This is a genomic window from Mangrovimicrobium sediminis, assembly GCF_004745945.1.
GTDB classification, from domain to species: Bacteria; Pseudomonadota; Gammaproteobacteria; order Pseudomonadales; family Halieaceae; genus Mangrovimicrobium; species Mangrovimicrobium sediminis.
The window spans coordinates 85,901-110,493 of the sequence record NZ_SRLE01000004.1 but is presented as its reverse complement, the minus strand read 5'-3'; the positions used below and the strand labels follow the sequence as shown (position 1 = coordinate 110,493).

Here is a 24,593-nt window from a genome sequence, read left to right as displayed (position 1 = left end):
ATCGGCCAGGGGACGTGTTAGCACGCGCAGGAAGCGACGTGCTATGAAAAACAATAGACCGCCGGGGACAAATAGCAAATTTTTGGTAAAAAATTTTGCCCCGGGGGCCCGAACGGGCCAGCCCCGGGGCGGCGGGAGTCGCTCAGGGCTTGAGCGCCAGGATGTCGGTGTGCAGGTGGGCCAGCACCTTTTCCGCGGTGTTGCCAAGCAACTTGGCGCGCACGCCCTTGCGCCCGACACAACCCATCACCACGATCTGCGCGCGCCGCGCGGCGGCCTCGCTGGCAATCACTTTCTCTACCGGTCCGCGCTTCACCTTGAACAGTTTCTCCGACAGGGCGTAGCGCCTGGCCAGGGTGGCGATCTGGCCGGCCATCGCCTCGCGCGCGTCGCTGACGTACTTGCCCGGATCGACCAGGTCGAGTTCCTTGAGCAGCGCGGGCACTTCGACTGCGGCGATAATGTTGATCTTCTCACCCATGGCCTGCGCCAGTTCCACCGCCTCGCGCAGGATGGCGTCATTGAGCTTTTTCTTGGTGGCGCTGGTGGCGGTCAGGTCCAGCGCGGCGAGCACCGGGGCCGTATTGCGCCACTTGTTGTCGGCGACAATCAACACCGGGGCGGCGCATTCGCGCAACAGGGTCCAGTCGGTGGAAGTGTGCATCAGCGTCTCGCTGCGCTGGCCGGTCTTGACCACGAACTCGAAAGCCTCGTCGGCGCAACGCTCGCACACCCAGTGGGAGACATCCTGTTCCCACAGTACCCGCAGGCGCACCTTCTGCTTGCCCGCGCGCAGCTTGTCGACGGCGGCTTCGAGCTCTTCCTTGCGCTTGGCCAACAGGTGACTCTTGATGCTGGAACGCCCCGCACCCTGCAACTTCAACTGCCCCAGCTGCGCGTGAACGAAGGCGCACACTTCCGCGTCCAGCCCCAGCCGGCCGGCCAGTTCCAGGCCCCGCGGCAGGGCACTGCCAGTGCCTTCGCGGTCGACGATAATCAGGATTTTCCCCATCGGTGATTCCCCGGCTGTTTTCGCCCCGATTATAGGCTTTACGTCGCGGGATACCAGAGGCCCTGCTCGCGGACCGCCCTGCCCTGGCGCTGCAGTTCGCCGAGGGTGCGCTCTACCAGGCCGCTGTGCCAGGCCTGCGCGCCGGCCTCGCTGGCGTCGCGAATACAGGCGCAGATTTGCGCCGGCGTCAGGCCGCCGCTGCGCGAGACGAGTGCGAGGTAGACCGCGGAGCGGGTCATACGGGTAACCTTGTCGGTCAGGTTGAGCAGCGCGTGGTTCATGGCGTCCTCCAGGGTTTGCCCCAGACTACGCGTTCGGGTAGGGATACCCCATTGCCCGCGCCGCCAGGGTCGTGGCCGGGGACGCCAGGCGGCCAGCCTTCACCGACCACAGCCTGGTTAAAACCCAGCGGCGTCACGCCTCCTCCCCGGTGGCCTCGCGAAAATCTGCAGGGGCGACGCCGGTCCAGCGCTTGAAAGCCCGGGAGAACGTGCTCGGCTCGGAAAAGCCGAGCAGGTAGGCGGTCTCTACCACGGAGCGGCTGTGCTGGCGCAGGTACTTGCGCGCGAGCTGCAGGCGAGTGTCCTGCAGCAGGTCGGAGAAGCTGGTGTCCTCATCGCGCAATTTGCGCTGCAGGGTGCGGTTGCTCAGGTGCAGGGCCGCGGCGACGTCATGCTGGGCCGGCGGGCCGTCCGGCAGCATCTCCAGGATCTTGTCCACCACCTGGCGCGCGGTGGACTGGTTGAGGAAGCTGTCCAGGTGGGACTGGGTCGCCTCGTCATTCGCGCGCGCCAGCGCGGGGTCGCCGGTGACCAGCGGTTCGAGGATATCCGAGCGGTACCACTGCAGGGTACAGGTGGGGGCGTCGAAGGCCACCTGGCTGCACAGCAGCGCGGCCCAGCGGTCGGGCGCGGTGGGCGGCGGCCGGTCCAGGCTCACCAGCACCGGCGCCAGGTATTCGCCCAGGGCCAGGGTACACATGCGCGCCACCGAGCCTGCCGCGTAGTCGCGCAGCGCGTGGTAGCCCTGGTCGGCGAGCGGGGTGTCGCCGAGGTCGATGACCACGAACTCGCCCTCCTCCCACATGCGCATGCGCGTCGAGGTACTCACCAGCTTGCCGAAACGCACCAGGCGCCTGAGTCCGTCGTAGACAGTATCGCTGGCCAGCCAGGCCAGCCCCAGGCCGTGCAGCACCGCCGGCTGGATCTGCTGCGCCGCGAGCAGGCCGAAGGCCTCGTCCTCGCTGGCTTCCACGCTGCGCGCCATCAGCGCGCCGAAGCGGTCGTTGGGAATACGCCAGTCCGGGTTGGCGAGCTTGGCGCCGTCGATACCGACCTCCGCCATCAACTCCAGCGGGTCGATGCCGAAGCGCCGCAGGGCCTGCGCCACGGGCAACACGAAAGTGCCCAGTATGGAGTGTTGCAGTGGCGGGGTCTGGCGCATGGCGGGCAAAGTGGTGGCGATGCCTCACTATAGCACCTGGCGGCGCGATTTCGGTGTGACGCGCCGCCGCCCACTTGCGCAATTGCCCGCGCCCGGATACTGTACATTCATACAGTTCTGGTGTTGCATGAAACGCTCCGAGATTCCCATCGTCAACCAGCAGGTGGCGCACCCCGGCCGCGGCGCGCGCAGCAACCGTGAGTCCCGCTACCAGCCCACCCGGGTCGACTGGGACGACGGCATCTGCGGGCCCTCGCCAGTCACCGAGTGCCGCGCGGTCACCGCGCGCAGCATCATCACCCGCAACCAGTCGCCGGACGTGCCGTTCTCGCAATCCATCAACCCCTACCAGGGCTGCGAGCACGGCTGTATCTACTGCTACGCGCGCCCCTCCCACGCCTACCTGGACCTCTCGCCGGGGCTGGATTTCGAGACGCGCCTGACCCGCAAAACCAACGCCGCGGAATTGCTGCGCCGAGAACTGGCCCGCCCCGGCTACGTCTGTCGCGGTATCACTCTGGGCGCCAATACCGACCCCTACCAGCCGCTGGAGAAGGAACACCGCATCACCCGCCAGTTGCTCGAGGTACTGCTGGAGTGCCGCCACCCGGTCGCCGTGATTACCAAGGGCGCCCTGGTGACCCGCGACAAGGACCTGCTCGGGGCATTGGCGGACCACGGCCTGTGCAGCGTGATGATCAGCGTCACCACCCTGGACGCGGACCTGAAACGGCGCCTGGAGCCGCGCGCCGCCTCCGGCGCGGCACGCCTGGCGGCGATGCGCGAACTGCGCGAGGCAGGTGTTCCCGTGGGGCTGCTGTACGCGCCGGTGATTCCCGCACTCAACGACCACGAGATGGAGAGCATCCTGGCCGCGGCCGCACAGGCCGGCGCCACCAGCGCCGCCTATATCCTGCTGCGCCTGCCGCTGGAGATCGCCGAATTGTTCCAGGACTGGCTGGAAGCGCACTACCCGCAGCGCGCCGGGCATGTCATGAGCATCCTGCGCCAGAGCCGCGGCGGGCGCGACAACGACAGCCGCTTCGGCCACCGCATGCGCGGCGAGGGACCCTTCGCCGACCTGCTCTCGCAGCGCTTTCGCGTCGCCTGCCGGCGCCTGGGTATCGACCTCGGCGAACGCGGCGAAGCGCGCACCGACCTGTTCCGACCGCCGCGATCGGCCCAGGGGGATCTTTTCAGCGAGGCCTGATTGCCGGGGGAGTGATGTGCGGGGCCTGGTTTACCGGAGCGATTTGCCGAAAAGTAATTCGGCGGAGGCTGGTTCGTCGGGACTGATCCGTCGGGGGCTTAATCGTCGGGGGCTGGTTGGTCGAAACCGGCGGGGTCGGACCCCGCCGGGGGAGAGGGATTACAGCTTGGAGAATTCCCGGTCCAGGTCGAAGCGGCGCGAGGTCACGTAGGACTCCATGTCCTCGACCCGGCGCAGGGTGGCGTCGAGTTTCTCGCGCGCCCGCTTCAGCCGCACACTGCTCGGCTCCGGGTAGCGGAACACGCGCTTGGGCCGGTAATCGTGGTAGCGCTCGTCGTATTCCATGGCCACACCGATATCGGCACAGTCCTCGATATCATCCTCGCCGTAGCGCGACGGCTGCGGCGACAGCAGTATCCAGGCGCCCACATAGGCCCACAGGGCCAGGGTACCGGTGAACAGGAAGCCGCCGATCCACACCAGGCGCATCACCCAGTGGGCGATATCGAAGTGGTCGGCGAGGCCGGCACACACGCCGGCGATCTTGCCGTCGCGGGTGTTGCGGTACAGTCCCATGCCCCAGCCGCGCGCCTTGCTGCTGCGGGTGCGGCGGTAGGCGCTTTCGTAGTGGGAGTCCTTGCGATTGCGACGACTCATGAATGCTCCTCCTCGCGACTGCGGTTGCGCACCGAATCCCGCCACTCCGGATGGTCTGCATCGAGCAGGGATTCCAGCGTGGCGATGCGCTCGGCGAGCGTGTCCACAGTCTCCAGCATGTGCTCGACGGTTTCGCGGTCTTCCTCGGAGAGGCTGCGCGACGACCGGTTGAGGCTGCGGTAGTGCATGGTGATCCAGATTGGCGCCACGACCACCATGAACAGGATGGTCGGGGCCAGCATAAAGTTCCAGAATTGCATCAGTGGTTTCCTTGGGCAGACTGCGCCGTAGCACTCATGCTGCCATTGTTCCTCGAGAGAGCCAATTCAAGTTCATTCCTGGTTCGGGCGCTGCCCCAGTTCGGACTTCAGGCGCTCCAGTTCGCCGTTCACGCGCTCGTCCTCCTCCAGGGAGTCGATTTCCGCCGCCAGGTCCGGGGAGACGTCGCGCCCCAGGTCCATGGACTCGAGCTGGCTTTCGAGGTTGTCCATGCGCCGCTCGAAGTGCTCGAAGCGGTTGAACGCCTCGTCCAGCTGCTCGCGATGCATCTGGCGCTTGACCTTGATGCGCGATTCCACGGTGCGGCTGCGCATGGTCAGCGCCTTCTGCTTGGCGCGGGCGTCGGTAAGCTTCTGCTGCAGCTGGGCGATCTCGTCGTTCAGCTGGGTGATGTGATCGTCGGCCGCCTTCAGTTCCGTTTCTATCGCCGCGATCTCGTCCTCGATCGCGTACTTTTCCTGCAGCGCGGCGCGGGCGAGGTCCTCGCGGCCCTTGCTGATCGCCAGGCGCGCCTTGTTCTCCCAGCTCTCGGCCTCGGCCTGGACCCGCTCCAGCTTGCGCGCGGCGGTCTTGCGATCGGCGAGCACCCGGGCGGAGGAAGAGCGCACCTCGACGAGGGTGTCCTCCATCTCCTGGATAATCAGGCGGATCATCTTTTGCGGATCCTCGGCCTGGTCCAGCAGCGCGTTGATGTTCGAGTTGATGATGTCGGTCATACGGGAAAAAATACCCATCACAGTTCTCCTGTTGCTCAGTGGCCGGCGTTCCGCCCGGCGTCGCGGGCGGGTTTGGCCAACCAGTAAATCAGTTCAATCACCACTACCACCTGGAAGAAACTCAGCGCCCCCGCGGCCGGGGCAACTGCGATTCCGGTGAGACCACAAAGCACAAGTAACGCAGAGTAGATAACCAATCGCTCACTCAACCTGGGCATTGTCGTTTCCTTTTTTCTCCAGTGGTTGCGGTTTCAGTGTTGCCTCTATCTCCTATCAGGGTTCGTGCCAGAATCTGTAGTCCATTGTTTTTTATGATTTTATTGGGATTCCACGTACGATTTGGCCAAATTACGCCTAACTATTTGGCATATTTAGCCTAATAAAACGGCCTTATTGACCTACTATTTGGTATTATTAACCCATGAAACGTGCTCCCGACACCATGATCGGTAATTCCGCCCTCCTCGCCGAGGCGCTGGACCACATCTCGGCCCTTGCCCCGGTGCCGCGCCCGGTCCTGGTCCTCGGTGAGCGCGGCACCGGTAAGGAACTGGCGGCGCAGCGCCTGCACTTCCTGTCACCGCGCTGGGACGCGGCACTGGTCAAGGTGAACTGTGCCGCCATGGCCGAGGAACTGCTGGAGTCCGAGCTGTTCGGCTACGAGCCGGGCGCGTTCACCGGAGCCACGCGCCTGCACCACGGTCGTTTCGAGCGCGCCGACGGAGGCACCCTGTTCCTCGACGAACTCGGCACCATGTCCCTGCGCCTGCAGGAAAAGCTGTTGCGCGTGGTCGAGTACGGGGAATTCGAGCGCCTCGGTGGGCAGCAGAGCATTTCAGTCGATGTACGGGTGGTCGCCGCCACCAATGCCGACCTGCCGCAGCTCGCCGCCAGCGGCGAATTCCGCGCCGACCTGCTCGACCGCCTGAGTTTCGACGTCGTGCACCTGCCGCCGCTGCGCGAACGCCGCGAGGATATCGCCGAACTGGCGACCCACTTCGGCGTCGGCATGAGCGCAGAACTGGGCTGGGAGCTGTTCCCCGGTTTTGGTGAGACGGCGATGGCCACCCTGCTCGACCACGACTGGCCGGGCAACGTGCGCGAATTGAAGAACGTGGTCGAACGCTCGCTGTACCGCTGGGGCAACGCCGACGCGCCGGTGGGCGAGATTGTCATCGACCCGTTCCGCCGCCCCTGGGCAAGCTCACCCGCAGCGCCGCCGATGCGCTCCGACCCGCCACCCGCAGCTGAACCGGGTTCGGAAACCGCGAACAACGGGAACAGCGGGAACACCAGTGAAGTCAGCGATTTCGCCGCACACATGGACGCACTGGAAAAACAGGTGCTGGTCGAGGCCCTGGCCCGCCACGGACAACACCAGCGGCGCACCGCCGACGCCCTAGGCCTGACCTACGACCAGCTGCGCGGCCTGGTGCGCAAGCACAGCCTCTCTCGCCGCCGGCGCAATTAATCGCCGCGCCCTCCCACCCCGGGGGATGTTTGGAGTATAGTTGCGGCCTTACAATTTCCACCTCCCGCGAGCCCGAGAAAAGGATACGACCATGTCCCTGCCCCTGTCCGACCCGCAACTGCTGAAAACCCAGGCCTTTATCAACGGGGAGTGGGTGGACGCCGACGACGGGGCCACCTTCCCGGTGCGCAATCCCGCCAATGGCGAGGTGATCGCCGAGGTCGCGAAGACCGGCACCGCGGAAACAGCCCGCGCCATCGCCGCCGCGGATGCCGCGATGCAGGACTGGAAGCGCCTGCCGGCCAAAGCGCGCGCCAACATCATGCGCAAGTGGTTCGACCTGATGATGGCGCACCAGGAAGACCTGGCCATCATCATGACCGCCGAGCAGGGCAAAGTGCTGGCGGAGTCCCGCGGTGAGGTCGCCTACGGCGCGGCCTTCGTCGAGTGGTTCGGCGAGGAAGCCAAGCGCATCGATGGCGACGTGATTCCCGGCCCCGGCCCGGACAAGCGCATCGTCTGCATCAAGCAGCCGGTCGGTGTGGTCGCCGCCATCACCCCCTGGAACTTCCCCAACGCGATGATCGCGCGCAAGGCCGCCCCGGCCCTGGCCGCCGGCTGCAGCATCGTCATCAAGCCGGCCACCGAGACCCCGCTGTCCGCCTTCGCCATGGCCGAACTGGCCCACCGTGCCGGCGTACCCGCCGGGGTGATCAACGTGCTCGCCGGCAGCAGCAGCCAGATCGGCGCGGAAATGACCTCCAACCCCATCGTGCGCAAGCTGACCTTCACCGGCTCCACCCCGGTGGGCAAGCAACTCGAAGCAGAGTGCGCCGGCACCATGAAGAAGACCTCCATGGAACTGGGCGGCAACGCGCCGTTCATCGTGTTCGACGACGCCGACCTCGACGCCGCCATCCAGGGCGCGATGATTTCCAAGTACCGCAATTCCGGCCAGACCTGCGTGTGTTCCAACCGCCTGTTCGTGCAGGACGCCGTGTACGATGCCTTCGTCGAGAAACTGGTCAAGGCCACCGCGGAGTTCAATGTCGGCGACGGCATGCAGGAAGGCATTACCATCGGTCCGCTGGTCAACGCGCAGGCGGTCAACGACGTGCACCAGCTGGTGGAGGCCTCGGTCGCAGCGGGTGCTAAGGTCGCTCTCGGCGGCGCCCCCCACGACCTCGGCGAATGCTTCTACCAGCCCACCGTGCTCACCGAAGTGACCTCGGAAATGGCGGTGTTCCGCAACGAGATCTTCGGCCCGGTGGCGCCGGTGGTGCGCTTCAAGACCGAGGAGGAAGTGATCGCCATGGCCAACGACACCGAGTTCGGCCTCGCCTCCTACTTCTACACCCGCGACATCGGCCGCGTGTGGCGTGTCGCGGAGGCCCTGGAGTACGGCATCGTCGGCATCAACGAGGGCATCATCTCCAACGAGATGGCACCCTTCGGCGGCATCAAGGAGTCCGGCTCCGGCCGCGAGGGTTCCAAGTACGGCATCGACGATTACGTCGAGATCAAGTACATGCTGATGGGCGGGCTGGCCTGACAGCGCGTCCCGGGGGCGACGGCGTCGGCCCCCCCCCCCTCATCGCGCCGCCCGCGTGCGGCGCACACCTCAACTACACTGTTACCAAAGCCTGGACCGATGGGTCCCCGGAGCGATTTCGTGAGCAATATCCATTTTGTCGGCGGCGAGAAAGGCGGCGTGGGAAAATCCGTGTTTTCCCGCCTGCTGTCGCAGTATTTCCTGGACCACAGCCAGACCTACCTCGGCCTCGACGCCGACCAGTCCCACGGCACCCTGACCCGCTTCTACCCGGAATTCACCCGGGCCATCAACCTCGACACCTTCAGCAGCATCGACCAGATCATGGAATCGGCGCTGGAGGAGGAACTGCAGGTGATCGTCGACCTGCCGGCGCAGAGCGAGCGCTTTCTCGAGCGCTGGCTGGAGGAGAGCGGCGTGCTGGAGCTGTGTGAAGAGACCGGCACCGGTTTCACCTACTGGTACGTGATCGACGACGGGCTCGACTCGGCGCAACTGCTGCAGAAATTCCTCGGCAAGCACGCGACCAATATGCCCTGCGTTGTGGTGCAGAATCTCGGCTGCGGCAGCAATTTCTCCGCGGCGGACGCCGCGCTGGCGGCCACCGGCGAGGCGGCATCCTGCGTGCGCCGCGCCAGCGTGCCGGAGTTGCACGCGGACACCATGCGCAAGATCGACAACCTCAGCCTGAGCTTCTGGGCGGCGCAGCACCTGAAAGACGCCGACACCCCCGGCCTCAGCCTGATGGAGCGCCAGCGCGCGAAGATGTGGTTGAAAAAGGCCTACCAGGCCATCGGCCAGGCGCTGCCCGCGCAGGCGCCGGCGGTCTAGCGGTTTACTTACTACCGGGGGCTCAATCCCTGGGTCATATCAAGCGCGCAATACCTGGTATTTATGGAAATCCGCAAACTGAACACGCTGCGTGCTCTGGCCGCCCTGATTGTGGTTCTGAGCCACTACAGCAATGTGTCAATGCTTTGGGGAGAGCTTCTGGGCAGCGCCGCCGGCCAGCTCGGCGTAATGTTGTTTTTTATTCTGAGCGGCTTCCTGATGTCTCATTTGTACCTGGAGCACGCTTACGACAAAGCGCGCGCCCGCCAATTCCTGGTGGCCAGAGTCGCGCGGGTCATGCCCTTGTTCGTAGCCGTCGTTCTGCTCTCATATGCGCTGCATAAGCTTGGGGTCAAGTATATCTTTTATGGGGTGATTAATGTTCCCAGCCTGATCTCACACCTCACCCTACTGTCCGGCAGGGATGTATTGTGGACCATAGCGCCTGAAGTACAGTTCTATTTACTTTTCGTTCCATTATGGATGCTATACACGAAGCGTCCGGCCTACCTGTATGCTCTGATGGCCCTGGTTTTTTTGATCCTGGCCGCAATGCATTTCCCGAATCCGATCTGGGGGCACCGAGGGTATATTCTCGACACTAAAATACTGATCGCCCTACCCTACTTTTTCGTGGGGATCGTGCTGGGGCGCTTGTATACATACCGGCAGAAGCTGGCGCCCTGGCAGTCCGCCTGGTATCTGCTCGCCTTGCTGTTGATTTTTTTGCTGTATCCACAGGTGTTCGAGGCGGTCTTTTCTGTCCAGCATGGAACCTGGCAGGACCCGATGGTCCTGTTGGTGATGGGTCTGGCCTTTTTTTTCCTGGTGTTCCTGGTTCCGGACAACAACCGGCTGCTCGCCAACCCCGTGGGGGATTTCTTGGGCAAGATCTCCTACTCTTGGTACTTTTTGCACCTGCCGGTCTTACGACTGATGGGGGAGAATGTTAGCCAGTACCCAGCACTGGCGCTGCCAATTTTTATGGCCTTGTCATTGTTGGTGGCCTACCTGTCCTACAGACTCATCGAAGTGCCAAGCAGGCGGGCGATTCGCCGAAAATTTGCTTGAGCAGGGTGTCTCCAGAACGCCATTCACGCTGGCGCTAGCCGACCGCCGGCTCTGTATTACTGACGCCATTACGGTACCCCCTCCTCAGAAATAGCTGTGTGGGTTGGCTCGCTGCCGCAGATACCCTGGCTGGCAGCCTCGGAGGGCTGGTGACCGGCTGTTGCGGCCGGCTCTCACGTTGGGAACAGAACGGGCACTGTTGCGGAGCCGAGAACCAGCCCCGATCAACCGTCAGAGCTGCATATCCTCGAACGGATTCGGCAGGTCGAGATTGATCGGCAGGCCGCCGACCGCCATTTGCCGCGGCCCGAGATCGACGTCGCCGTCCAGCAGCACGCCGTGGTCGAAGCGGTACACCGGTTCGCGAGTGCCGTCGATCATGCCCTCGTCGTAATCCTCCTGCGCCTGCAGCACCGATTCATTGGCGGCCTGCCAGGCAGACCACTCGCTCTCGGAATAGCGCTGCTGCAGCATGCGCTGTGTGGTGGCCGGGCTGAGCAGCGTCGCGGTGGCGTTGTTGCCGCCGAACCCCTTGGAATTGACGATGGCGTAGGCGGCCTCCTGCGGGTCGAAGCGGCGATGCTCGCGGCTGAAGGCCAGGTGCTCGGTGCGCACATCGCCGGCGAGGTCGTCGATGGTGCTGATGCCCGGGATCACGCCGTGGTGCCACATGCCCAGGGTAGCAGCCACCTGGTCGCCCGAGGCGGCCCCCAGCGAGTGGCCAAGGTAGCACTTGAGCGCCGCCACCGGCCAGCTTTCGATGCCGAAGTTGCCGGCGATGCGGCTCATGATCTCGGACTCGGTGACCCGGTTCTGCGGCGTGCCGGTGCCATGGGCCTGAATGATGCCGTTGTGGCGCAGGGCCTGCTCACCGACGATGGCGCGGGTGGTCGCCATGGCCCGGGCCATGGTGATGTAGTTGCCGACGCCGGGGCCGGAGATGGACTTCTTGTAGCCGTCGGCGTTGACGAACACCTCAGGGGCAGCGCCAAGAATAGTGGCGCCCAGTTCCATGGCCAGGGCGTCGTCGAACAGCACGACCATCTGCGAGGATTCGGCGATGGTGAACCCGCAGTTATCGGCGAAGGGGCGGCAGGCGCGGCGGTGATCAGGCTCCGCGCCCGGGCCCAGACGGTCCAGTTCGCGCAGCTCCTTGTCCGAGGCCAGCGCGCCCATGGAGTAGTAGCCCTCCATGATCTCCGGGTTGATCGGCGCTTCCGCGGCGCCAACGAAGGCGACGCGCGCGCGGCCAGAGCGAATATCGGCAATGCCGTTCTTCAGGTTGTAGAGGAACGAGGCGCAGGCGCCGAGGGTAGCGCCGGTCGAGCCCATCGAACCGAGCACGTAGCCATTGATGAAATCCGCCGGCATCTCGGCCAGGCTCAGGGGGCAGTACTTGGAAGTGACCCGCTTGCCCATGTAGCGCGACTTGAGCATGCCGCCGGCGCCGTTCCCGTCCAGCTGGCCCATGGCGCTGCCGGCGTAGACGCTGATCTGGTCCGCAGGCACCTTGCGGCGAATGACTTCCCAGTCGATGCCGAGGTTGCCCAGGGCATCGGAGGCGGCGCAGACGGTCAGGGCCAGGCCGCGCGGGTGGCTGCGCGCCGGGTACAGTTTGTCCGGCTCGAAACCGGTGGGCAGCTGGCTGGCCGCCTTGACCTCGAACTCGCGGTAGGTGGGCAGGAGAAATTCCTGCTGGCCGCGGATGGTCACGTTGACGTGAGTCACCGAGGTCGGGGTGATGGTCCAGCTGGCGGGCACGTCGTCCGGCAGGTGGCGGCGCTCCAGGTCGAAATTGACCGGGTGGCCGTTGCTCTCGGTGGGGAAGCGCTGGTTCCAGAGCACGGAATCGACGTCGAAGTGCTGCTGCTCGATGCGCCGGATCAGGGTGTGGTCGAGGATGTACTGCTCTTTGTCGAGCGGGTCGGATACACCCATCATGGCGCCGAGGGCGGACAGGGTGCGCACCTGCGTCGGCCGATCCATGGCGGCGTAGGCCAGGCGCGCCACCGCGTGATGACCGGAGGCCCGCCCCGCGCCGTTGAAACCACCGACACTGACGACTACCGGTAAACGCTGCCTGGACATGTATGGGAATCCCTCTGGGTAATGCTCTGGATGATGGGTAAAGTGTACGAGTCCGCCCGGGGCTATTCGAGGGCATTTCTGCCATAATCTATGGCATTATTGCCATCGCGGAGTTCCGCCGTGCACCGTGTCGCCGCCCTGCTCTACCCCCAGGCCCTGGCCACCAGCATCACCCTGCCCCTGGAAATCCTCCAGGCCGCCGCCCAGAGCGCGCGCACCCGCTCGCGCCACAGCCCGGGCGTCAGTTCGGTGCTGGCCGCGGACCAACCCGGCCCAGTGCGCCTGTTCAGCGGCATTACACTGGAAGCCACGCACCGCGTCGAGGATCTGGCCGGGATAGACCTGCTGATCGTGCCGGCAATCTGGCGCAACCCGCAGTCGGTAGTTACCTCGACGTGCGCCTGGCAGCCTGCGCTGCAATCCCTTGCCGCCGGCGAAACCCTGGTCTGCGCCGTCGGCACCGGCGCCACCCTGCTCGCCGCCAGCGGCCTGCTGGATGGGCGCCCCGCCACCACGCACTGGAACTACCTGGACGAGTTCGCCGCGCGCTACCCGCAGGTCCAGTTGAAAACCCGCCACCTGATCACCCAGAGCGACAACCTGTACTGCGTGGGCAGCGTCAACTCGATTGCCGACCTGATGGTGCATATCGTCGAGCAGTGGTATGGCCACGGCATCGCCCGGGCGGTGGAGAACCAGTTCTCGCCGGAGATCCGCCGCCCGTTTCGCGCCGCCGCCTACCAGAAGGACGAGGACCCCAGCCACCATGACGAGCTGGTCGTGGAGGCGCAGCAGTGGCTGCGCGACAACCTCGGCCGGGCGATCAGCATCGGCGAGCTGGCCGAGCGCTTCGGGGTCAGCTCGCGCACCCTCAACCGGCGCTTCCGCCAGGCCACCGGGCACAGCCCGCAACAGTGGCTGCAGCGCCTGCGGGTGAGCGAGGCGCGCGACCTGCTGCGCCGCTCCAACCTGCCGATCAGCGACATCGCCTGGCAACTCGGCTTCCAGGATGTCAGCCACTTTGGCAAGCTGTTCCGGGCACAGGCCGGCATCACTCCGGGGCGCTACCGGGAGGCCGTACGCGGCAAGCTGTTCGGGCCGGAACCGGCGCCGCTCGCGGCCGGGTCGGCTTGAGGAAAACGCATGCCTGTGGCTAAATGAGCGCCCTTTTGGAACGATCCCCCGACGACCCCACAGAGCGACTTATCGGTATGAGTGAAGAAACGGTAGTTATCGTCAACGGTGCGCGCACGCCCATGGGCGGCCTGCAGGGCGGCCTCGCCAGCGTGACCTCCCCCCAACTCGGCTCGGTTGCGATTGCCGAGGCCCTGTCCCGCGCCGGGGTGGCGCCGGACGACGTCGACGAAGTCTTCATGGGATGCGTACTGCCGGCCGGCCTCGGCCAGAGCCCGGCGCGCCAGGCACTGCTGGGAGCGGGCCTGCCCAAGTCCACCGGTGCGGTAACCCTGAACAAGGTCTGCGGCAGCGGCATGCAGGCGGCGATGTTCGCCCACGACAGCATTCTCGCCGGCACCAACAAGATGGTGGTCGCGGGCGGCATGGAGAGCATGACCAATGCTCCGCACCTGATTCCCGGCGCCCGCGGCGGCGTGCGCAGCGGCCATAAGACCATCTACGACCACATGTTCCTCGATGGCCTGGAAAACGCCTACGACGGCCGCGCCATGGGCAGCTTCGCCCAGCAGACCGCGGACGACCGCGGCATCACCCGCGAGCAGATGGATGCCTACGCCATCGAGTCCCTGCGCCGCGCCAAGAGCGCCATCGAGAAGGGCCTGCTGAAGGCCGAGACCGTGCCGGTCACGGTCAAGACGCGCAAGGGCGAGGTCGTGGTCGAGCACGATGAACAACCTTTCAGCGCCGACGAGACCAAGATCCCCAAGCTGCGCCCGGCCTTCGCCGAGGACGGTACGGTCACCGCGGCCAACTCCAGCTCGATTTCCGACGGCGCCAGCGCCCTGGTCCTGACCAGCGCCAGCGAGGCGGAAGCCCGCGGCCTCAAGCCGATGGCGAAAATCCTCGGCCACAGCCGCCACAGCCATGAACCCGGCCTGTTCACCACCGCCCCGATCGGCGCGATCAACAAGCTGCTGGACCGCCTCGGCTGGACGGTGGACGACGTCGACCTGTGGGAGATCAACGAGGCCTTCGCTATGGTGGTCATGATGGCCATCACCGACCTCGGCCTGGACCCGGCGAAAGTGAACGTCTACGGCGGCGGCTGCGCCATGGGCCACCCGATCGGCTCCACCGGCTCGCGCATCATTGTGACCCTGATGTACGCCCTGCAGCAGGCCGGCAAAAAGCGCGGCATCGCCTCCCTGTGCATCGGCGGCGGCGAAGCCACCGCCATCGCCATCGAACTGCTCTAAGCGGGGTCAGAGCCCTTTTCGACTAAAATTGATGGCCTGCCCTTCCGCGGCAGGCATCTTTTGCAGCCGAAAAGGGCTCTGACCCCTGTGTTTTTCCAAGGTATAGCGCATGTCACTGTCCAGCATTCCCGATATTCTCGATGACATTCGCGCGGGGCGCATGGTCATCCTCATGGATGACGAGGATCGCGAGAATGAGGGGGACCTGATCATCGCCGCCGAGGCGGTGACGCCGGAGGTGATCAACTTCTTCGCCAGCGAGGCCTGCGGGTTGATCTGCATGCCGATCACCGAGGAGCGCGCTCGGCGCCTGCAACTGCCGCTGATGGTGCGCGACAACCGCTCGCAGCACGAGACCAATTTCACCGTGTCCATCGACGCGGCGCAAAAAAAAGGCCCGGGCATCAGCGCCGTGCAGCGCGCCCATACGGTACAGGTGGCGGTCGCGGCGAATGCCGGCCCCGCCGACATCCGCCAGCCGGGCCACATCTTCCCGCTGGTCGCAAAGCCCGGCGGCGTGTTGCGCCGCGCCGGCCACACCGAGGCCGGGGTCGACCTGGCGCGCATGGCCGGCTTCGAGCCGGCGGCGCTGATCGTGGAGATCATGAACGAGGACGGCACCATGGCGCGGCGTCCCGAACTCGAGGTCTTCGCCCAGAAGCACGGTCTGCACATCGGCACCATCGCCGACCTCATCCAGTACCGCGCGCTGCACGAGCAGTCCGTCGAGTTGTGCCACAGCAAGCCGGTGGACACCGAGTTCGGACCGTTCACCCTGCATGCCTTCCACGACCTCATCGACGACACCGTGCACTACGCGATGACCTGCGGCGAACTGCGCGAGGACGAGGACGTGCTGGTGCGCGTACAGGGCCTGAACACCCTGCGCGACGTGCTCGGCACCCGCATCGACGCGTCCGCACCCGGCTGGTCGTACCGCCGGGCGATGCAGGCTATTGCGGAAGAAGGTCGCGGTGTGGTGCTGCTGATCGGCCAGGCCTACAACGCAGAGCAGATGCTGGCGGAGGTCGCACAGTTCCCCGAACCAGTGCGGGTGATGGGGGCCGTCGGCAGTGCAGGGCAGCCGAACTACCGGGTGATCGGCACCGGCTCGCAGATTCTCAAGCGCCTTGGCGTCGGCCGCATGCGCCTGATGTCCGCCCCGGTGCACTTCAACGCACTGTCCGGCTTCAACCTGGAAGTCACCGACTTCGTCCAGCCCTGAGTATCCAGCCCCCGCGGGGCCTTGTGCGCCTGCGCTACAACACGCCGAAGCGCACCCACACCGGCACGCTGACCTGCGGCGTGTCGAAGTGGCTGTCGAATTCCCAGGCCCGCGCTGTCACTGACGCCGGACCGATGCGGAAGCCCTGGTCCACGCGATCCATCTCCACACGATAGCTGCCCACCCCGCCGACGCAGGCGGCGGTAGCGCTGTCGCTGGCAACTCGCTGGCCCTGGGTTACCGTCAGCTCCACCGTGAGCTGCGCCAGTGGCGCATCGCAAAACACGAACCCGCGCACCACGAGGTGCCGGTCGGGTACGAAGATGGGGTCGATCCAGTCCCGGGTCACAAAGGTGCTTACCAGCGGCGTCACCTCGATGCTGCCGCCGAGGGGCGGCGGCGAGGGGCGCACCGCGATGTCCACGATTCTCGAGTTCACCGCCTCGGTACCCGAGGCAAATTCGACGCGGTACAGCTGCCCCGGCTGGGCGAGAAACCGTGTGGCGCCGCGCCTGGATTCACCTTCGAAACTGCAGGCCACCAGTTCCAGATTGTCGAGGTCACCGGTAAAAACGCCGACATAGGGCGAACCGGTGTCCGAGGCAAACAGCGCATCCACTTCCTGCGCCTGGCTCACCTGCAGCGTGTACCACAGGGTATCGCCGAGCCTGCTGGTCGCCTGCGGGTCGTTGCAGTAGCGCGGGTCGTAACCGGAGTCGCCGCGCGCCGCGCCCATGTCGGTAGTCAGCGCAAATGGCAGCGCCGCGATCGGCTGCGCGTACCAGAAAAAGTCGTTCGCTGGCGGTATCGGAGACGTCGGGTTGGTAACGGAATGGGGCGAGACGGAAAGCGAGGCGCGTTCGACACCGCCGTCTGCCGGCGAGGACACCATGACCAGGTACTCGGTGCCGGCGACCGCCTGCACGCCGGCGGCATGCGCATCCGGGTGACAATCCTGCGCAGCGAGCGCGCCGGGCTCGCCAGTCCACACCGAGAGCCGCGGGCGAACACCGGTACTGCTGAGAATATCGAAGCGCAGGTACTGGTCGACCGGCGAGACAAAGGACAACCACACCGACTGGTAGACCGGCGTGCCGCAGCCCGGGTCGTCGACAGCGGCGGTCGCCTCGCTCATGTCCAGCGACAGCGAGGCACCGGTTGCAGGCAGCGACAGGGGCGACGCGATATCGTCATAGGTCGGGGGAGCAGCATGGGCGCCAGGCACCCAGGCCAGCGCCAGCAGGCACAGCGTTGCGAGCGCGGGACCGCGGTGAGCGTGAAGCATCTGCAAGACCTCGAGTCACAGCCTGGGCAGGCGGGACAGTCAGTATAGACGCTATCTCGCCACCCTCCCCGGCACCTATACTGTCCGCGTCGGGACACCACCCGGCGCCATGCCAGCCGCCAGGAGTCGCCCCATGAGCGTCGTCGCCCTCAACCACATCAACATCGCCGCCCCGGCCCCGCTACTGGCGCAGGTGCGCGATTTCTACGTGGATGTCGTCGGCCTGGAAGACGGCAGCCGCCCGGAAATGGGCCTGAAGGGATACTGGCTGTACGCGGGCGACGCCGCCATCGTGCACCTGATGGCGCGCGACACCCCGGCGGCGCAGGCCGGTGCGGGCTACCTGGACCACGTGGCCTTCACCTGCACCGGGCTCGAGGCCACGGAACACCGCCTGACCACACTGGGCATCGACTACCGCAAGAACGATTTCCCCGAGCGCGGCTTCGCCCAGTTGATCGTGCGCGACCCCACCGGCCTCGGCGTGGAACTCAACTTCTCGCTAGCGTCCGCCTGAGACAGGCCACGATTCACTCGTAGCCGTTTTCCATCTGCGCGCCGGTGGCCGAGCGCTCGATCATGCCGTAGGCGACCTGGTCGTCCCAGGTGTAGCGCGCCCCACCCTGCTGCAGGGTGAAGCCCACCGCGCCCAGCGCCGCCATGTCCGCGTTGGCCACGCGGAAGGTGGACATGCAGGTGCTGCCGGAAATGCGGTGCACGCCCAGCTCCGATTCCAGTTCGAGGGTGACGTCGTCGCCCTCGGCGAGGATTTCGCGGATGTACGGGATTCTGGTCGCCTTTGCCGGATACATCTTGCCGTCCTGCACCACGTAGGCGATGTTGAACTCCGGCGCCTTGGGGTTGGCCGGGTAGGAGATGGTGCCGAAGGCGCGGCCGTCGGGGAACACCGCGGACTGCCAGCAATGGCCGCGAAAGGCGTCCAGCGGACGCACACTCTGGCGCTTGATGCGCGAGCCCACCAGGCGAAACTCGCGGGTAGCACCGTCGACGGTCAACTCGCCAGTGCCGCGACCCCAGTGTTCCAGGCGCCAGCCGATGCCCATGCTCTGGGCGTCGTCGCGCTCTTTCTGCGACATCTTCGCGACCTTCTCCGGGGAATAGTCCGCGACCCAGGCCGGCGTCTCCATGTGCAATTCGACTTCCAGCTTCACCGGGATGCGCGGCCGCTGTTCCAGCGAGCCGTCGAGCTGGTCGGCGAAGCTGCCGTCGAGGGCCATGCCCTCGTAGGTCATCAGCCAGCGGCGGAAGGGCTCGACACAGCGAAAGGTCAAAGGACCTGCGCCGAATACCGAGGGTTTGCCGTCCGGGCCGAGGCACGGGGGCGCGGCACCGCGGGCCGCATCGAGCAACACGCGCTGGTTTTCCAGGGCGAAGTTGACGTGGTACATGCGGTTTTCCCAGGAGTGCGCCTCACCCTCGATACCGATGCGCGGGAAACCGAAGGCACCGTTTTCCTCGAACAACCACACGGAGGTGCTTTCGCGCATCTCCGGATCATCGGGTTTTTCCGGGAAAAAATAATCGTGTTCCGGGGTCAGGCCGTTGGTCATCTGCGCGAGAGTCAGGGGCATGTGGCGCTCCGTTTGAGTTGTTATGGGCTATTGTTCGGCGACGGAAAAGCAGCGCAAGAGTCTGCACCAAAGCCCACGCGCATGTAAACACTCCTGTTGATTAAGCATACGACCAGGACGCCGCGGCCGGCGCCCGTCCACCCTTCCCGGCCGCGGCGCAGGCGTGATCAGAACACCGCAGTGTAGAGCAGGTACACGGCGAGCACCGTGCCAAAAATATAGGTCGAGAGCGCGCCCAGGAAGCGCAGGGGATGGGGCTTGGCGATGGTCGGTGACAGCACCAGGCCGAAGAACAGCATGTAGCGCGCGAGGGTCACCAGCACCATGCACACCAGCACCCAGGACGGCGGACCCATGGCACCGAGTATGGCGATGACCAGGGCGATGGCCGGCGCGTACTCGACCGTGTTGCCATGAGCGCGGGCGGCCTTGTGCAGCGGGTGCGCGGGGTCGTCCGGGTAGCCGCAGACAATCATGCTGCGCGCGCGACAGATCGAAACATAGAATCCGCCGGCCACCACCAGCAGGACCAGCAGGGCGACACAGAGGTGGGCGATATTCATGGTAAGACTCCTTTTTTATGATTGTTCAGCGATCTTCGTTGTCGTTGGCGGTGGTGAGCGCGCCCCGGTCTGCAGGCTCAGGTCTTTGTCATGCTACTACACGTCCTATGTCCGGGAGGTCGACACTTGACTCTGCGAGGCTGGCAACTGATTCAGGGAAGCTGACGCCTGATTCACGGCGGCTACCGCCTCAGCCATGAAAACTCACGACATCGTCGCGCGCAGTGACACAGGCGTTGACCGGTGCATCCGGGTCGGGATACCCGAAGGAAATCCCGAACAGCAGTTTCAGATCCGCCTCGATGTCCAGGCACTCGCGCACCGCATCGGCGAGGAATCCCAGCGAGGTCTGCGGGCAGGCACCCAGGCCGTGGGCTGCCAGTGCCAGCAGCAGGTTCTGCGCATACATGCCGACGTCCGCCGCCTCGCGCAGGCCGAAGTCCTCCGGCATGAACAGGAAGGCGACATGCGGCGCGTCGAAGAAGCAGAAATTGCGCATGAACTGCGCGTCACGTCCGGCGCGGTCCTCTCGCGCGATACCGGCAGCGGCATACAGCGCGTGCGCGGCGGCGAACTGGCGCTCGCGGTACACGCCCGCATACTTGCCCTCGTAGGGATAGTCGAGGCTGAGCTCGCCGCGGGCAAATCGTTCCGGCAATACTTCACGCAAGCGCTCCAGCGAGGCGCCGGAGGCCACGTGCACCACCCAGGGTTGCGTGTTGCAGTTGCTCGGCGCGCGCCCGGCGAGATCGAAGACCTCGGCCAGGACCGGCGCCGCAACCGGCTGGGGCAGGAAGGCGCGCTGCGAGCGGCGCTCGCGCACCAGCAGGCTGAACGCCGCGCAGTTGGGGTTGCTGTTGCTCATGGATAGTTATCGCTCGGGGCTGTTATCACTCGCAGAGGGCTGTCTCCGATGGCTCGCTCACTGCACCTGGATGGTGACGGGAATCCAGCGGTTGAGAATATAGTCGAGGGTCCCGTTCTGGCGCATCAACTGCAGCGAACGGTTCAGGTCGGCGAGCAGGGCCGGATTGTCCTTGCGCACCGCCCAGGCCAGCATCTCCTCGGTCAGCGGCTTGTACAGGCTGATGAGGTCGTCGTTCTCCATGCTGTTGGCGAGCAGCCAGCTGGTCGGGGCGTCGTGCAGGTAGATGTCGATCACGTCCCCGCGCAGGCCGGCAAAGGCCTGCTCCGGGTTCTCGAAATAGCGGATCTCGGCATCCGGCAACTCGCGCTCGGCGAAGGCGTCGCCAGTCGTGCCCGGCTCCACGCCGACACGCACCCCGGGACGGTAGATAGCCCAGGGCTGCGAGTAACCGCCGACCTTGTCGCGGTGGATGATCGCCATCTGGCCGACCCGCAGGTAGGGCTCGGTGAAGTCGACCAGCGCGCTGCGCTCGGCGGTCACACTGAGTCCCGACATGACCACATCCACCTGGCCTGCCTGCAGTGCGTCGAGCAACTCGCCAAACGGCAGGTTGACGATCTGCAGCGGCCGCGAGAGCATCTTCGCCACCGCCGTTGCCGCATCCACCTCGAGGCCGTACATCTTGCCCTCCTGGGCAAAGGCCAGCGGCGGGTAGTCCGTGCTCATGCCCACCTTCAGCGGCTGGGCGGCCAGCGCCAGGCACGGGGCGAGCCAGAGACAGAGCAGGCACAACAGTTTTTTCAGCATGGGGTTCCTCGCTGGCGTCGACAGGAGCCGGCGGCGGGTGCCGCCGGCGCGCCCCCGACTTTACCACTCCTGCGAGTCGCGCCAAACCGCGGCGGGCCTTGGGCCGCGCCGCCAAGTCACGTATCATGGCGCGATTGAACTGGCAGGCGAACGGCACCATGAGCTCACCAAAATCCCTCACTCTGGCAACCCTCGAAGAATGGCTGACGCGCTCGCGCGTGGAGTTTCACACCTGCGACCAGTGCGCCGGGCTGCACCTGCCCGCACTGCAGGACATCGAGGGCGTGATCGACAGCCGCCTGTTCCTGGAAACCTGGGGCCTGCTGCTGACCACCGAGCTGGAGATCCGACCCATGGCCCTGCTGCCGCTGGCCGCGGACCTCGGCCGCCTGAACATGGATTACCCCACCCTGAAGCTGTTCCAGGACGTGGTCGACGACGCCACCCCGCAGCTGGTGGTCGCCGGCATCCAGCTGGGCGGCGCCGGGCTGACCCTGGAGCAGTTCGCCGGCTATGTCAGCGCAACGGTCTCCGCCACCCGCCAGGTGGCCGAGGAATGCCTGCAGCTGAACTACCTGTTCGCCCCGGCGGACCCGGAACTCGCCCCCGGCTCCCGCGCCCTGCACTGACCCTGCGCTCGCGCTGATCCTGTGCCTGCGCCGACCTTGCACTAGCCGCGCGCCGGCGCGAACCCCGCCAGGCCAAACTTGCGCGCCATCACCGCGTCGAACCACGCGCGCGGCAACAGGCGCTTCATCCAGACCAGCACGACACTGCCGCGCCCGCCGCGAATCACCGCCGGCGGGTGATCGCGCAGTAATTTATCCACCACAGGCTCGACGAACGCCGCGGTCGGCGTGGCCCCGCGCTGCCCGGCCTGGGCGCGGTCCCGAATCCCCACCTCCAGCGGCTGGTAGGGCGACCCCTCCGGCAGGCTCAGGTGCGCCTCGGCGTTGTCGCCAAAGGCCGATTGCACGCCGCCCGGCTGCACGGTGACCACCCGGATACCGAAGGGCGCCAGTTCCATGCGCAGGGCATCGGACAGCGCATGCAGCGCCGCCTTGCTGGCACAGTAGGCGCCGGCGAAGGGCGTGGTGAACAGGCCGACGATACTGCCGATATTGACCAGCTGCGCGCTGCCATTGGCGGCGACAGCGGCGCGTAACAGCGGCAATGCCGCCCGCGCCAGGTCCACCGGTGCGATGGTATTGGTCTCGAACTGCTCGCGCAGGGCGTCGCGCTCGAGGTCCAGCAGCGCGCCGACCTGGGAGCGGCCGGCGTTGTTGACCAGCATATCCAGGCGCCCGGCGCGCTCGCCGACCTGCGCCAGGGCGGCGGCGATACTGGCCGGATCGTTGACGTCCAGCGCCAGGGTGGCGATGCCTTCGGCGGCGAGGGGAGCCAGGCTCTCGGGCCGGCGCGCAGTGGCGAACACGCGCAGCCCGCGACGGTGGAAGGCGCGCGCCATGGCGGCGCCGATGCCGCTGGAGCAGCCGGTGAGCAGGACGACTTTCTGTGACATGGGTTCCCCCCGGGACGGTTCAGGCCTGGTCGGCGCCCGGCGGGATGGGACCCGCACCCTCCTGGGTGGTGTTCAGGGCGCGAATCGGGAACGGTATCACAATGCCCTCTTCCGCGTAGCGCTTGTGCAGCGCTTTGACGAAGGCCGACTTGACCCAGAAGCGCTTGAAATACTCCTCGGCGCGCAGCATCACCGTGAGGTTGATGCTGGAACTGTCGAAGGTGTGGAACAGCACGAAGGTCTCGTAGTCGCTCACCCCCCACTCGTGCTCGCGCAGCACCTGGCGCGCCACCTCCAGTGTCACCCGCTCGACGTGGTCGAGGTCGGAGCTGTAATGCACGCCGACCTCCACCGGCACCGACAGCTCCGGCGAGGGGTAGAAATAGTTGATGATCTTGGACTCCGCCATCACGCTGTTGGGCATGATGATGGTGTTGTTCGGCAGCATGCGAATCCAGGTCGAACGCCAGCCGATCTTGTCCACGAAGCCCTGCTCGCCGGACTCCAGTTCGATGAAATCGCCGACCCGGATCGGCTTGTCCATCACCAACTGCACGCCGGAAAAGAAATTGCCCAGGGTCGGCTGCAGGGCCAGGGCCACCGCCAGCGAGGAGATACCCAGGGAGGCGACGATCGGGGTGATGGAAATACCCAGTGTGCCGAGGATCATCAACAGGCCCAGGGCCAGCACCACGCCGCGGGTGACGCCGACGAGAATGCCGCGACTGCTGCGCAGGGTCTGCGAGCGATCCGCCTGCAGGTGTAGCGCACCGACCACGAAGCGGTCGACGAAGACCAGGATGGCGAGAATCAGCAGGATCTTGGCGGCCAGCATAGCGTTGCCGTTGAGCACGCTCTGGCGCACCCCGAAACGGTGCAGCAGTGCATCGAGAACGAACAGGCTGAGCACGAGGATGGCGATGTTCAGCGGCACCCGCAGGGAGCGCAGGATCAGTGAGTCGTAGCGGAACGGGGTGCGCTCGCTGACCCGCTGCAAGCGCACCAGAATAATGCGCTTGATCACCAACATGACGCAGGCAAAGGCCAGGGCGATCCCGGCGGCGGTCATCCAGGGCGGTATGGGCAGGGCTTGCAGGTCGATCTCGGGCATAAAGTAGGTGTTCGGCGGCCTTCCCGGGATGAAACTGCAAGTTTTGTTCCGGGCGGGCGGGCTGGCTCGCTCAGGGGAGACTCCGTCGCCCGGTCGCTCAGGGCTGGCGCAGTCCCGCGCGCCGCCGCGGCCGGGTGACGCGCAACACCGTGTGCTCCTCGAGTCCGGCGAGGCGGTCGTAGAGGTCGCCCCAGGTGTGCAGCAGCACCGGCAACACCCAGATCAGGGGGATGCCCAGCAACAGGACGCTGCCCGCCAGCAGCAACCCCGCAATCAGGTTGAGGGTGAACATGCGGAACCAGACCGGGGTCACCAGTTCCCGCGAACGGCGCATGGCCGCCCACGGGCCGAGTTGCTTGTCGATCGCCAGGGGGATGGCGAACTGCAGGCAGACCAGCAGGTAGATGCCGGGCAGCACAAAGAACAGCAGGCCGAGCAGGATCAGCAGGTGGGAGAGAATGATCACCAGCAGCAGGGTCAGCGAATGGTCGTACCACTCGAATATGCTCGCCGGACGCGGCGTCAGTCCGCGCGCGAAGGTCGCGCCAAAGATGAACAGGCCGGCGAGCATCGGCAACAGGATGAGACCCTGGACCAGTTCATCGATGAGGCCGGGAAGATTGGGCAGGCCGAAGGAGTACGACCCAGGTTCGTCCGGAGCAAGCAAGAGGAAGGCGCCGTTGAACAGCACGATGATGCCGACATACGCACCCAGCCCGCGCCAGGCAAGACCGAGGCGGCCGCGACTGCCGCGCCAGGCGGCCAGCAGGATGCCGGCCACGGTGAAGTCGCTGCGCTTACCGGGTTCCGTAACCGGGGAGCCCGGCGCCGACCGGGATTGCCCCGTACTCATACCACGCAAAGTCTGGAAGTGAACGAGCGATCACTATACCACGC

The 24,593-nt window shown here is 65.8% G+C and carries 25 protein-coding genes; 10 read left to right on the top strand and 15 right to left on the bottom strand.

Annotated features, from left to right (window positions below; translation table 11 throughout):
• Positions 1 to 142: 142 nt before the first annotated feature.
• The 3 genes from E4634_RS03935 to E4634_RS03925 all read right to left on the bottom strand — a co-directional run bounded on the left by E4634_RS03935 (position 143) and on the right by E4634_RS03925 (position 2,455).
• Positions 143 to 1,012, bottom strand: coding sequence for a universal stress protein (locus E4634_RS03935; RefSeq protein ID WP_135441303.1), 870 nt, complete (start codon positions 1,010 to 1,012; stop codon positions 143 to 145).
• A gap of 38 nt (positions 1,013 to 1,050) precedes the next feature.
• On the bottom strand, positions 1,051 to 1,293 hold the full coding sequence (locus E4634_RS03930) for a hypothetical protein (RefSeq protein WP_135441302.1): 243 nt from the start codon (positions 1,291 to 1,293) through the stop codon (positions 1,051 to 1,053).
• Between the two features lie 133 nt (positions 1,294 to 1,426).
• Positions 1,427 to 2,455 (bottom strand): AraC family transcriptional regulator, encoded by a 1,029-nt coding sequence (locus E4634_RS03925; protein WP_135441301.1) that lies wholly within the window; start codon positions 2,453 to 2,455, stop codon positions 1,427 to 1,429.
• A 127-nt stretch (positions 2,456 to 2,582) separates the two neighbouring features.
• Between E4634_RS03925 and E4634_RS03920 the strand changes: the two genes are divergently transcribed.
• Entirely contained in the window at positions 2,583 to 3,665 is a 1,083-nt protein-coding gene (locus E4634_RS03920; RefSeq protein WP_135441300.1) for a PA0069 family radical SAM protein, read from the top strand.
• A 159-nt stretch (positions 3,666 to 3,824) separates the two neighbouring features.
• On the opposite strand, the gene E4634_RS03915 is transcribed toward E4634_RS03920, so the two are convergent.
• From E4634_RS03915 to pspA, 3 genes are all read right to left on the bottom strand, one after another.
• Positions 3,825 to 4,322, bottom strand: coding sequence for a PspC domain-containing protein (locus E4634_RS03915; protein ID WP_135441299.1), 498 nt, complete (start codon positions 4,320 to 4,322; stop codon positions 3,825 to 3,827).
• Positions 4,319 to 4,582 carry an envelope stress response membrane protein PspB gene (pspB, locus tag E4634_RS03910; protein ID WP_135441298.1) on the bottom strand — a complete coding sequence of 88 codons (264 nt, stop codon included), beginning with the start codon at positions 4,580 to 4,582 and terminating at the stop codon, positions 4,319 to 4,321. Before pspB ends, E4634_RS03915 begins: the two co-directional genes overlap by 4 nt.
• A 72-nt stretch (positions 4,583 to 4,654) precedes the next feature.
• Positions 4,655 to 5,335: a phage shock protein PspA gene (gene pspA, locus E4634_RS03905; RefSeq protein WP_135441297.1), complete on the bottom strand. Its 681-nt coding sequence runs from the start codon at positions 5,333 to 5,335 to the stop codon at positions 4,655 to 4,657.
• Between the two features lie 403 nt (positions 5,336 to 5,738).
• Here pspA and pspF point away from each other — a divergent pair, with 403 nt between their 5' ends.
• The 4 genes from pspF (at position 5,739) to E4634_RS03885 (ending at position 10,242) form a co-directional block, all read left to right on the top strand.
• Positions 5,739 to 6,788: a phage shock protein operon transcriptional activator gene (gene pspF, locus E4634_RS03900; protein WP_240725079.1), complete on the top strand. Its 1,050-nt coding sequence runs from the start codon at positions 5,739 to 5,741 to the stop codon at positions 6,786 to 6,788.
• 91 nt (positions 6,789 to 6,879) lie between these two features.
• Positions 6,880 to 8,340: a succinate-semialdehyde dehydrogenase gene (locus E4634_RS03895; protein WP_135441296.1), complete on the top strand. Its 1,461-nt coding sequence runs from the start codon at positions 6,880 to 6,882 to the stop codon at positions 8,338 to 8,340.
• A 120-nt stretch (positions 8,341 to 8,460) separates the two neighbouring features.
• On the top strand, positions 8,461 to 9,171 hold the full coding sequence (locus E4634_RS03890; RefSeq protein WP_135441295.1) for a P-loop NTPase family protein: 711 nt from the start codon (positions 8,461 to 8,463) through the stop codon (positions 9,169 to 9,171).
• A 63-nt stretch (positions 9,172 to 9,234) separates the two neighbouring features.
• Entirely contained in the window at positions 9,235 to 10,242 is a 1,008-nt protein-coding gene (locus tag E4634_RS03885) for an acyltransferase family protein (RefSeq protein WP_135441294.1), read from the top strand.
• A gap of 231 nt (positions 10,243 to 10,473) precedes the next feature.
• Here the strand turns inward: E4634_RS03885 and E4634_RS03880 are convergent, their stop codons facing one another.
• On the bottom strand, positions 10,474 to 12,330 hold the full coding sequence (locus E4634_RS03880) for a beta-ketoacyl synthase (RefSeq protein WP_135441293.1): 1,857 nt from the start codon (positions 12,328 to 12,330) through the stop codon (positions 10,474 to 10,476).
• Between the two features lie 120 nt (positions 12,331 to 12,450).
• Between E4634_RS03880 and E4634_RS03875 the strand changes: the two genes are divergently transcribed.
• The 3 genes from E4634_RS03875 to ribB all read left to right on the top strand — a co-directional run bounded on the left by E4634_RS03875 (position 12,451) and on the right by ribB (position 15,948).
• A complete protein-coding gene (locus tag E4634_RS03875) occupies positions 12,451 to 13,464 on the top strand; it encodes a GlxA family transcriptional regulator (RefSeq protein ID WP_135441292.1) in 1,014 nt (337 codons plus the stop codon).
• Between the two features lie 77 nt (positions 13,465 to 13,541).
• Positions 13,542 to 14,723 carry a thiolase family protein gene (locus E4634_RS03870; RefSeq protein ID WP_135441291.1) on the top strand — a complete coding sequence of 394 codons (1,182 nt, stop codon included), beginning with the start codon at positions 13,542 to 13,544 and terminating at the stop codon, positions 14,721 to 14,723.
• A 109-nt stretch (positions 14,724 to 14,832) separates the two neighbouring features.
• A complete protein-coding gene (ribB, locus tag E4634_RS03865) occupies positions 14,833 to 15,948 on the top strand; it encodes a 3,4-dihydroxy-2-butanone-4-phosphate synthase (RefSeq protein ID WP_135441290.1) in 1,116 nt (371 codons plus the stop codon).
• A gap of 34 nt (positions 15,949 to 15,982) precedes the next feature.
• Here the strand turns inward: ribB and E4634_RS03860 are convergent, their stop codons facing one another.
• A complete protein-coding gene (locus E4634_RS03860; protein WP_135441289.1) occupies positions 15,983 to 17,233 on the bottom strand; it encodes a hypothetical protein in 1,251 nt (416 codons plus the stop codon).
• Between the two features lie 133 nt (positions 17,234 to 17,366).
• Here E4634_RS03860 and E4634_RS03855 point away from each other — a divergent pair, with 133 nt between their 5' ends.
• Positions 17,367 to 17,750, top strand: coding sequence for a VOC family protein (locus E4634_RS03855; protein WP_135441288.1), 384 nt, complete (start codon positions 17,367 to 17,369; stop codon positions 17,748 to 17,750).
• A 13-nt stretch (positions 17,751 to 17,763) separates the two neighbouring features.
• Here the strand turns inward: E4634_RS03855 and E4634_RS03850 are convergent, their stop codons facing one another.
• From E4634_RS03850 to E4634_RS03835, 4 genes are all read right to left on the bottom strand, one after another.
• Positions 17,764 to 18,825: a DUF7064 domain-containing protein gene (locus E4634_RS03850; protein ID WP_135441287.1), complete on the bottom strand. Its 1,062-nt coding sequence runs from the start codon at positions 18,823 to 18,825 to the stop codon at positions 17,764 to 17,766.
• A 167-nt stretch (positions 18,826 to 18,992) separates the two neighbouring features.
• Positions 18,993 to 19,388 (bottom strand): MAPEG family protein, encoded by a 396-nt coding sequence (locus tag E4634_RS03845; RefSeq protein ID WP_135441286.1) that lies wholly within the window; start codon positions 19,386 to 19,388, stop codon positions 18,993 to 18,995.
• A 190-nt stretch (positions 19,389 to 19,578) separates the two neighbouring features.
• The gene (locus E4634_RS03840) at positions 19,579 to 20,253 is read right to left on the bottom strand and encodes a nitroreductase (protein WP_135441285.1); all 675 of its coding nucleotides are present in this window, start codon (positions 20,251 to 20,253) and stop codon (positions 19,579 to 19,581) included.
• A gap of 57 nt (positions 20,254 to 20,310) precedes the next feature.
• Positions 20,311 to 21,063, bottom strand: a complete 753-nt coding sequence (locus E4634_RS03835) for a transporter substrate-binding domain-containing protein (protein ID WP_135441284.1) — start codon at positions 21,061 to 21,063, stop codon at positions 20,311 to 20,313.
• A 158-nt stretch (positions 21,064 to 21,221) separates the two neighbouring features.
• Here E4634_RS03835 and E4634_RS03830 point away from each other — a divergent pair, with 158 nt between their 5' ends.
• Positions 21,222 to 21,692, top strand: coding sequence for a type III secretion system chaperone family protein (locus tag E4634_RS03830; RefSeq protein ID WP_135441283.1), 471 nt, complete (start codon positions 21,222 to 21,224; stop codon positions 21,690 to 21,692).
• Positions 21,693 to 21,733: 41 nt separating this feature from the next.
• On the opposite strand, the gene E4634_RS03825 is transcribed toward E4634_RS03830, so the two are convergent.
• The 3 genes from E4634_RS03825 to E4634_RS03815 form a co-directional block, all read right to left on the bottom strand.
• Complete coding sequence (locus E4634_RS03825; RefSeq protein ID WP_135441282.1) at positions 21,734 to 22,585, bottom strand: SDR family NAD(P)-dependent oxidoreductase; 852 nt, start codon at positions 22,583 to 22,585, stop codon at positions 21,734 to 21,736.
• Between the two features lie 19 nt (positions 22,586 to 22,604).
• Positions 22,605 to 23,696 carry a mechanosensitive ion channel family protein gene (locus E4634_RS03820; RefSeq protein WP_240725078.1) on the bottom strand — a complete coding sequence of 364 codons (1,092 nt, stop codon included), beginning with the start codon at positions 23,694 to 23,696 and terminating at the stop codon, positions 22,605 to 22,607.
• Positions 23,697 to 23,793: 97 nt separating this feature from the next.
• Positions 23,794 to 24,549 (bottom strand): hypothetical protein, encoded by a 756-nt coding sequence (locus E4634_RS03815; protein ID WP_135441281.1) that lies wholly within the window; start codon positions 24,547 to 24,549, stop codon positions 23,794 to 23,796.
• Between the last annotated feature and the right edge of the window lie 44 nt (positions 24,550 to 24,593).

Bases quoted from the DNA above. Each gene is read 5' to 3' on its own strand.
- E4634_RS03935 (WP_135441303.1), bottom strand. From the start codon at position 1,012: ATGGGGAAAATCCTGATTATCGTCGACCGCGAAGGCACTGGCAGTGCC.
- E4634_RS03930 (WP_135441302.1), bottom strand. From the start codon at position 1,293: ATGAACCACGCGCTGCTCAACCTGACCGACAAGGTTACCCGTATGACC.
- E4634_RS03925 (WP_135441301.1), bottom strand. From the start codon at position 2,455: ATGCGCCAGACCCCGCCACTGCAACACTCCATACTGGGCACTTTCGTG.
- E4634_RS03920 (WP_135441300.1), top strand. From the start codon at position 2,583: ATGAAACGCTCCGAGATTCCCATCGTCAACCAGCAGGTGGCGCACCCC.
- E4634_RS03915 (WP_135441299.1), bottom strand. From the start codon at position 4,322: ATGAGTCGTCGCAATCGCAAGGACTCCCACTACGAAAGCGCCTACCGC.
- pspB (WP_135441298.1), bottom strand. From the start codon at position 4,582: ATGCAATTCTGGAACTTTATGCTGGCCCCGACCATCCTGTTCATGGTG.
- pspA (WP_135441297.1), bottom strand. From the start codon at position 5,335: ATGGGTATTTTTTCCCGTATGACCGACATCATCAACTCGAACATCAAC.
- pspF (WP_240725079.1), top strand. From the start codon at position 5,739: ATGAAACGTGCTCCCGACACCATGATCGGTAATTCCGCCCTCCTCGCC.
- E4634_RS03895 (WP_135441296.1), top strand. From the start codon at position 6,880: ATGTCCCTGCCCCTGTCCGACCCGCAACTGCTGAAAACCCAGGCCTTT.
- E4634_RS03885 (WP_135441294.1), top strand. From the start codon at position 9,235: ATGGAAATCCGCAAACTGAACACGCTGCGTGCTCTGGCCGCCCTGATT.
- E4634_RS03880 (WP_135441293.1), bottom strand. From the start codon at position 12,330: ATGTCCAGGCAGCGTTTACCGGTAGTCGTCAGTGTCGGTGGTTTCAAC.
- E4634_RS03870 (WP_135441291.1), top strand. From the start codon at position 13,542: ATGAGTGAAGAAACGGTAGTTATCGTCAACGGTGCGCGCACGCCCATG.
- ribB (WP_135441290.1), top strand. From the start codon at position 14,833: ATGTCACTGTCCAGCATTCCCGATATTCTCGATGACATTCGCGCGGGG.
- E4634_RS03860 (WP_135441289.1), bottom strand. From the start codon at position 17,233: ATGCTTCACGCTCACCGCGGTCCCGCGCTCGCAACGCTGTGCCTGCTG.
- E4634_RS03855 (WP_135441288.1), top strand. From the start codon at position 17,367: ATGAGCGTCGTCGCCCTCAACCACATCAACATCGCCGCCCCGGCCCCG.
- E4634_RS03850 (WP_135441287.1), bottom strand. From the start codon at position 18,825: ATGCCCCTGACTCTCGCGCAGATGACCAACGGCCTGACCCCGGAACAC.
- E4634_RS03845 (WP_135441286.1), bottom strand. From the start codon at position 19,388: ATGAATATCGCCCACCTCTGTGTCGCCCTGCTGGTCCTGCTGGTGGTG.
- E4634_RS03840 (WP_135441285.1), bottom strand. From the start codon at position 20,253: ATGAGCAACAGCAACCCCAACTGCGCGGCGTTCAGCCTGCTGGTGCGC.
- E4634_RS03835 (WP_135441284.1), bottom strand. From the start codon at position 21,063: ATGCTGAAAAAACTGTTGTGCCTGCTCTGTCTCTGGCTCGCCCCGTGC.
- E4634_RS03830 (WP_135441283.1), top strand. From the start codon at position 21,222: ATGAGCTCACCAAAATCCCTCACTCTGGCAACCCTCGAAGAATGGCTG.
- E4634_RS03825 (WP_135441282.1), bottom strand. From the start codon at position 22,585: ATGTCACAGAAAGTCGTCCTGCTCACCGGCTGCTCCAGCGGCATCGGC.
- E4634_RS03820 (WP_240725078.1), bottom strand. From the start codon at position 23,696: ATGCCCGAGATCGACCTGCAAGCCCTGCCCATACCGCCCTGGATGACC.
- E4634_RS03815 (WP_135441281.1), bottom strand. From the start codon at position 24,549: ATGAGTACGGGGCAATCCCGGTCGGCGCCGGGCTCCCCGGTTACGGAA.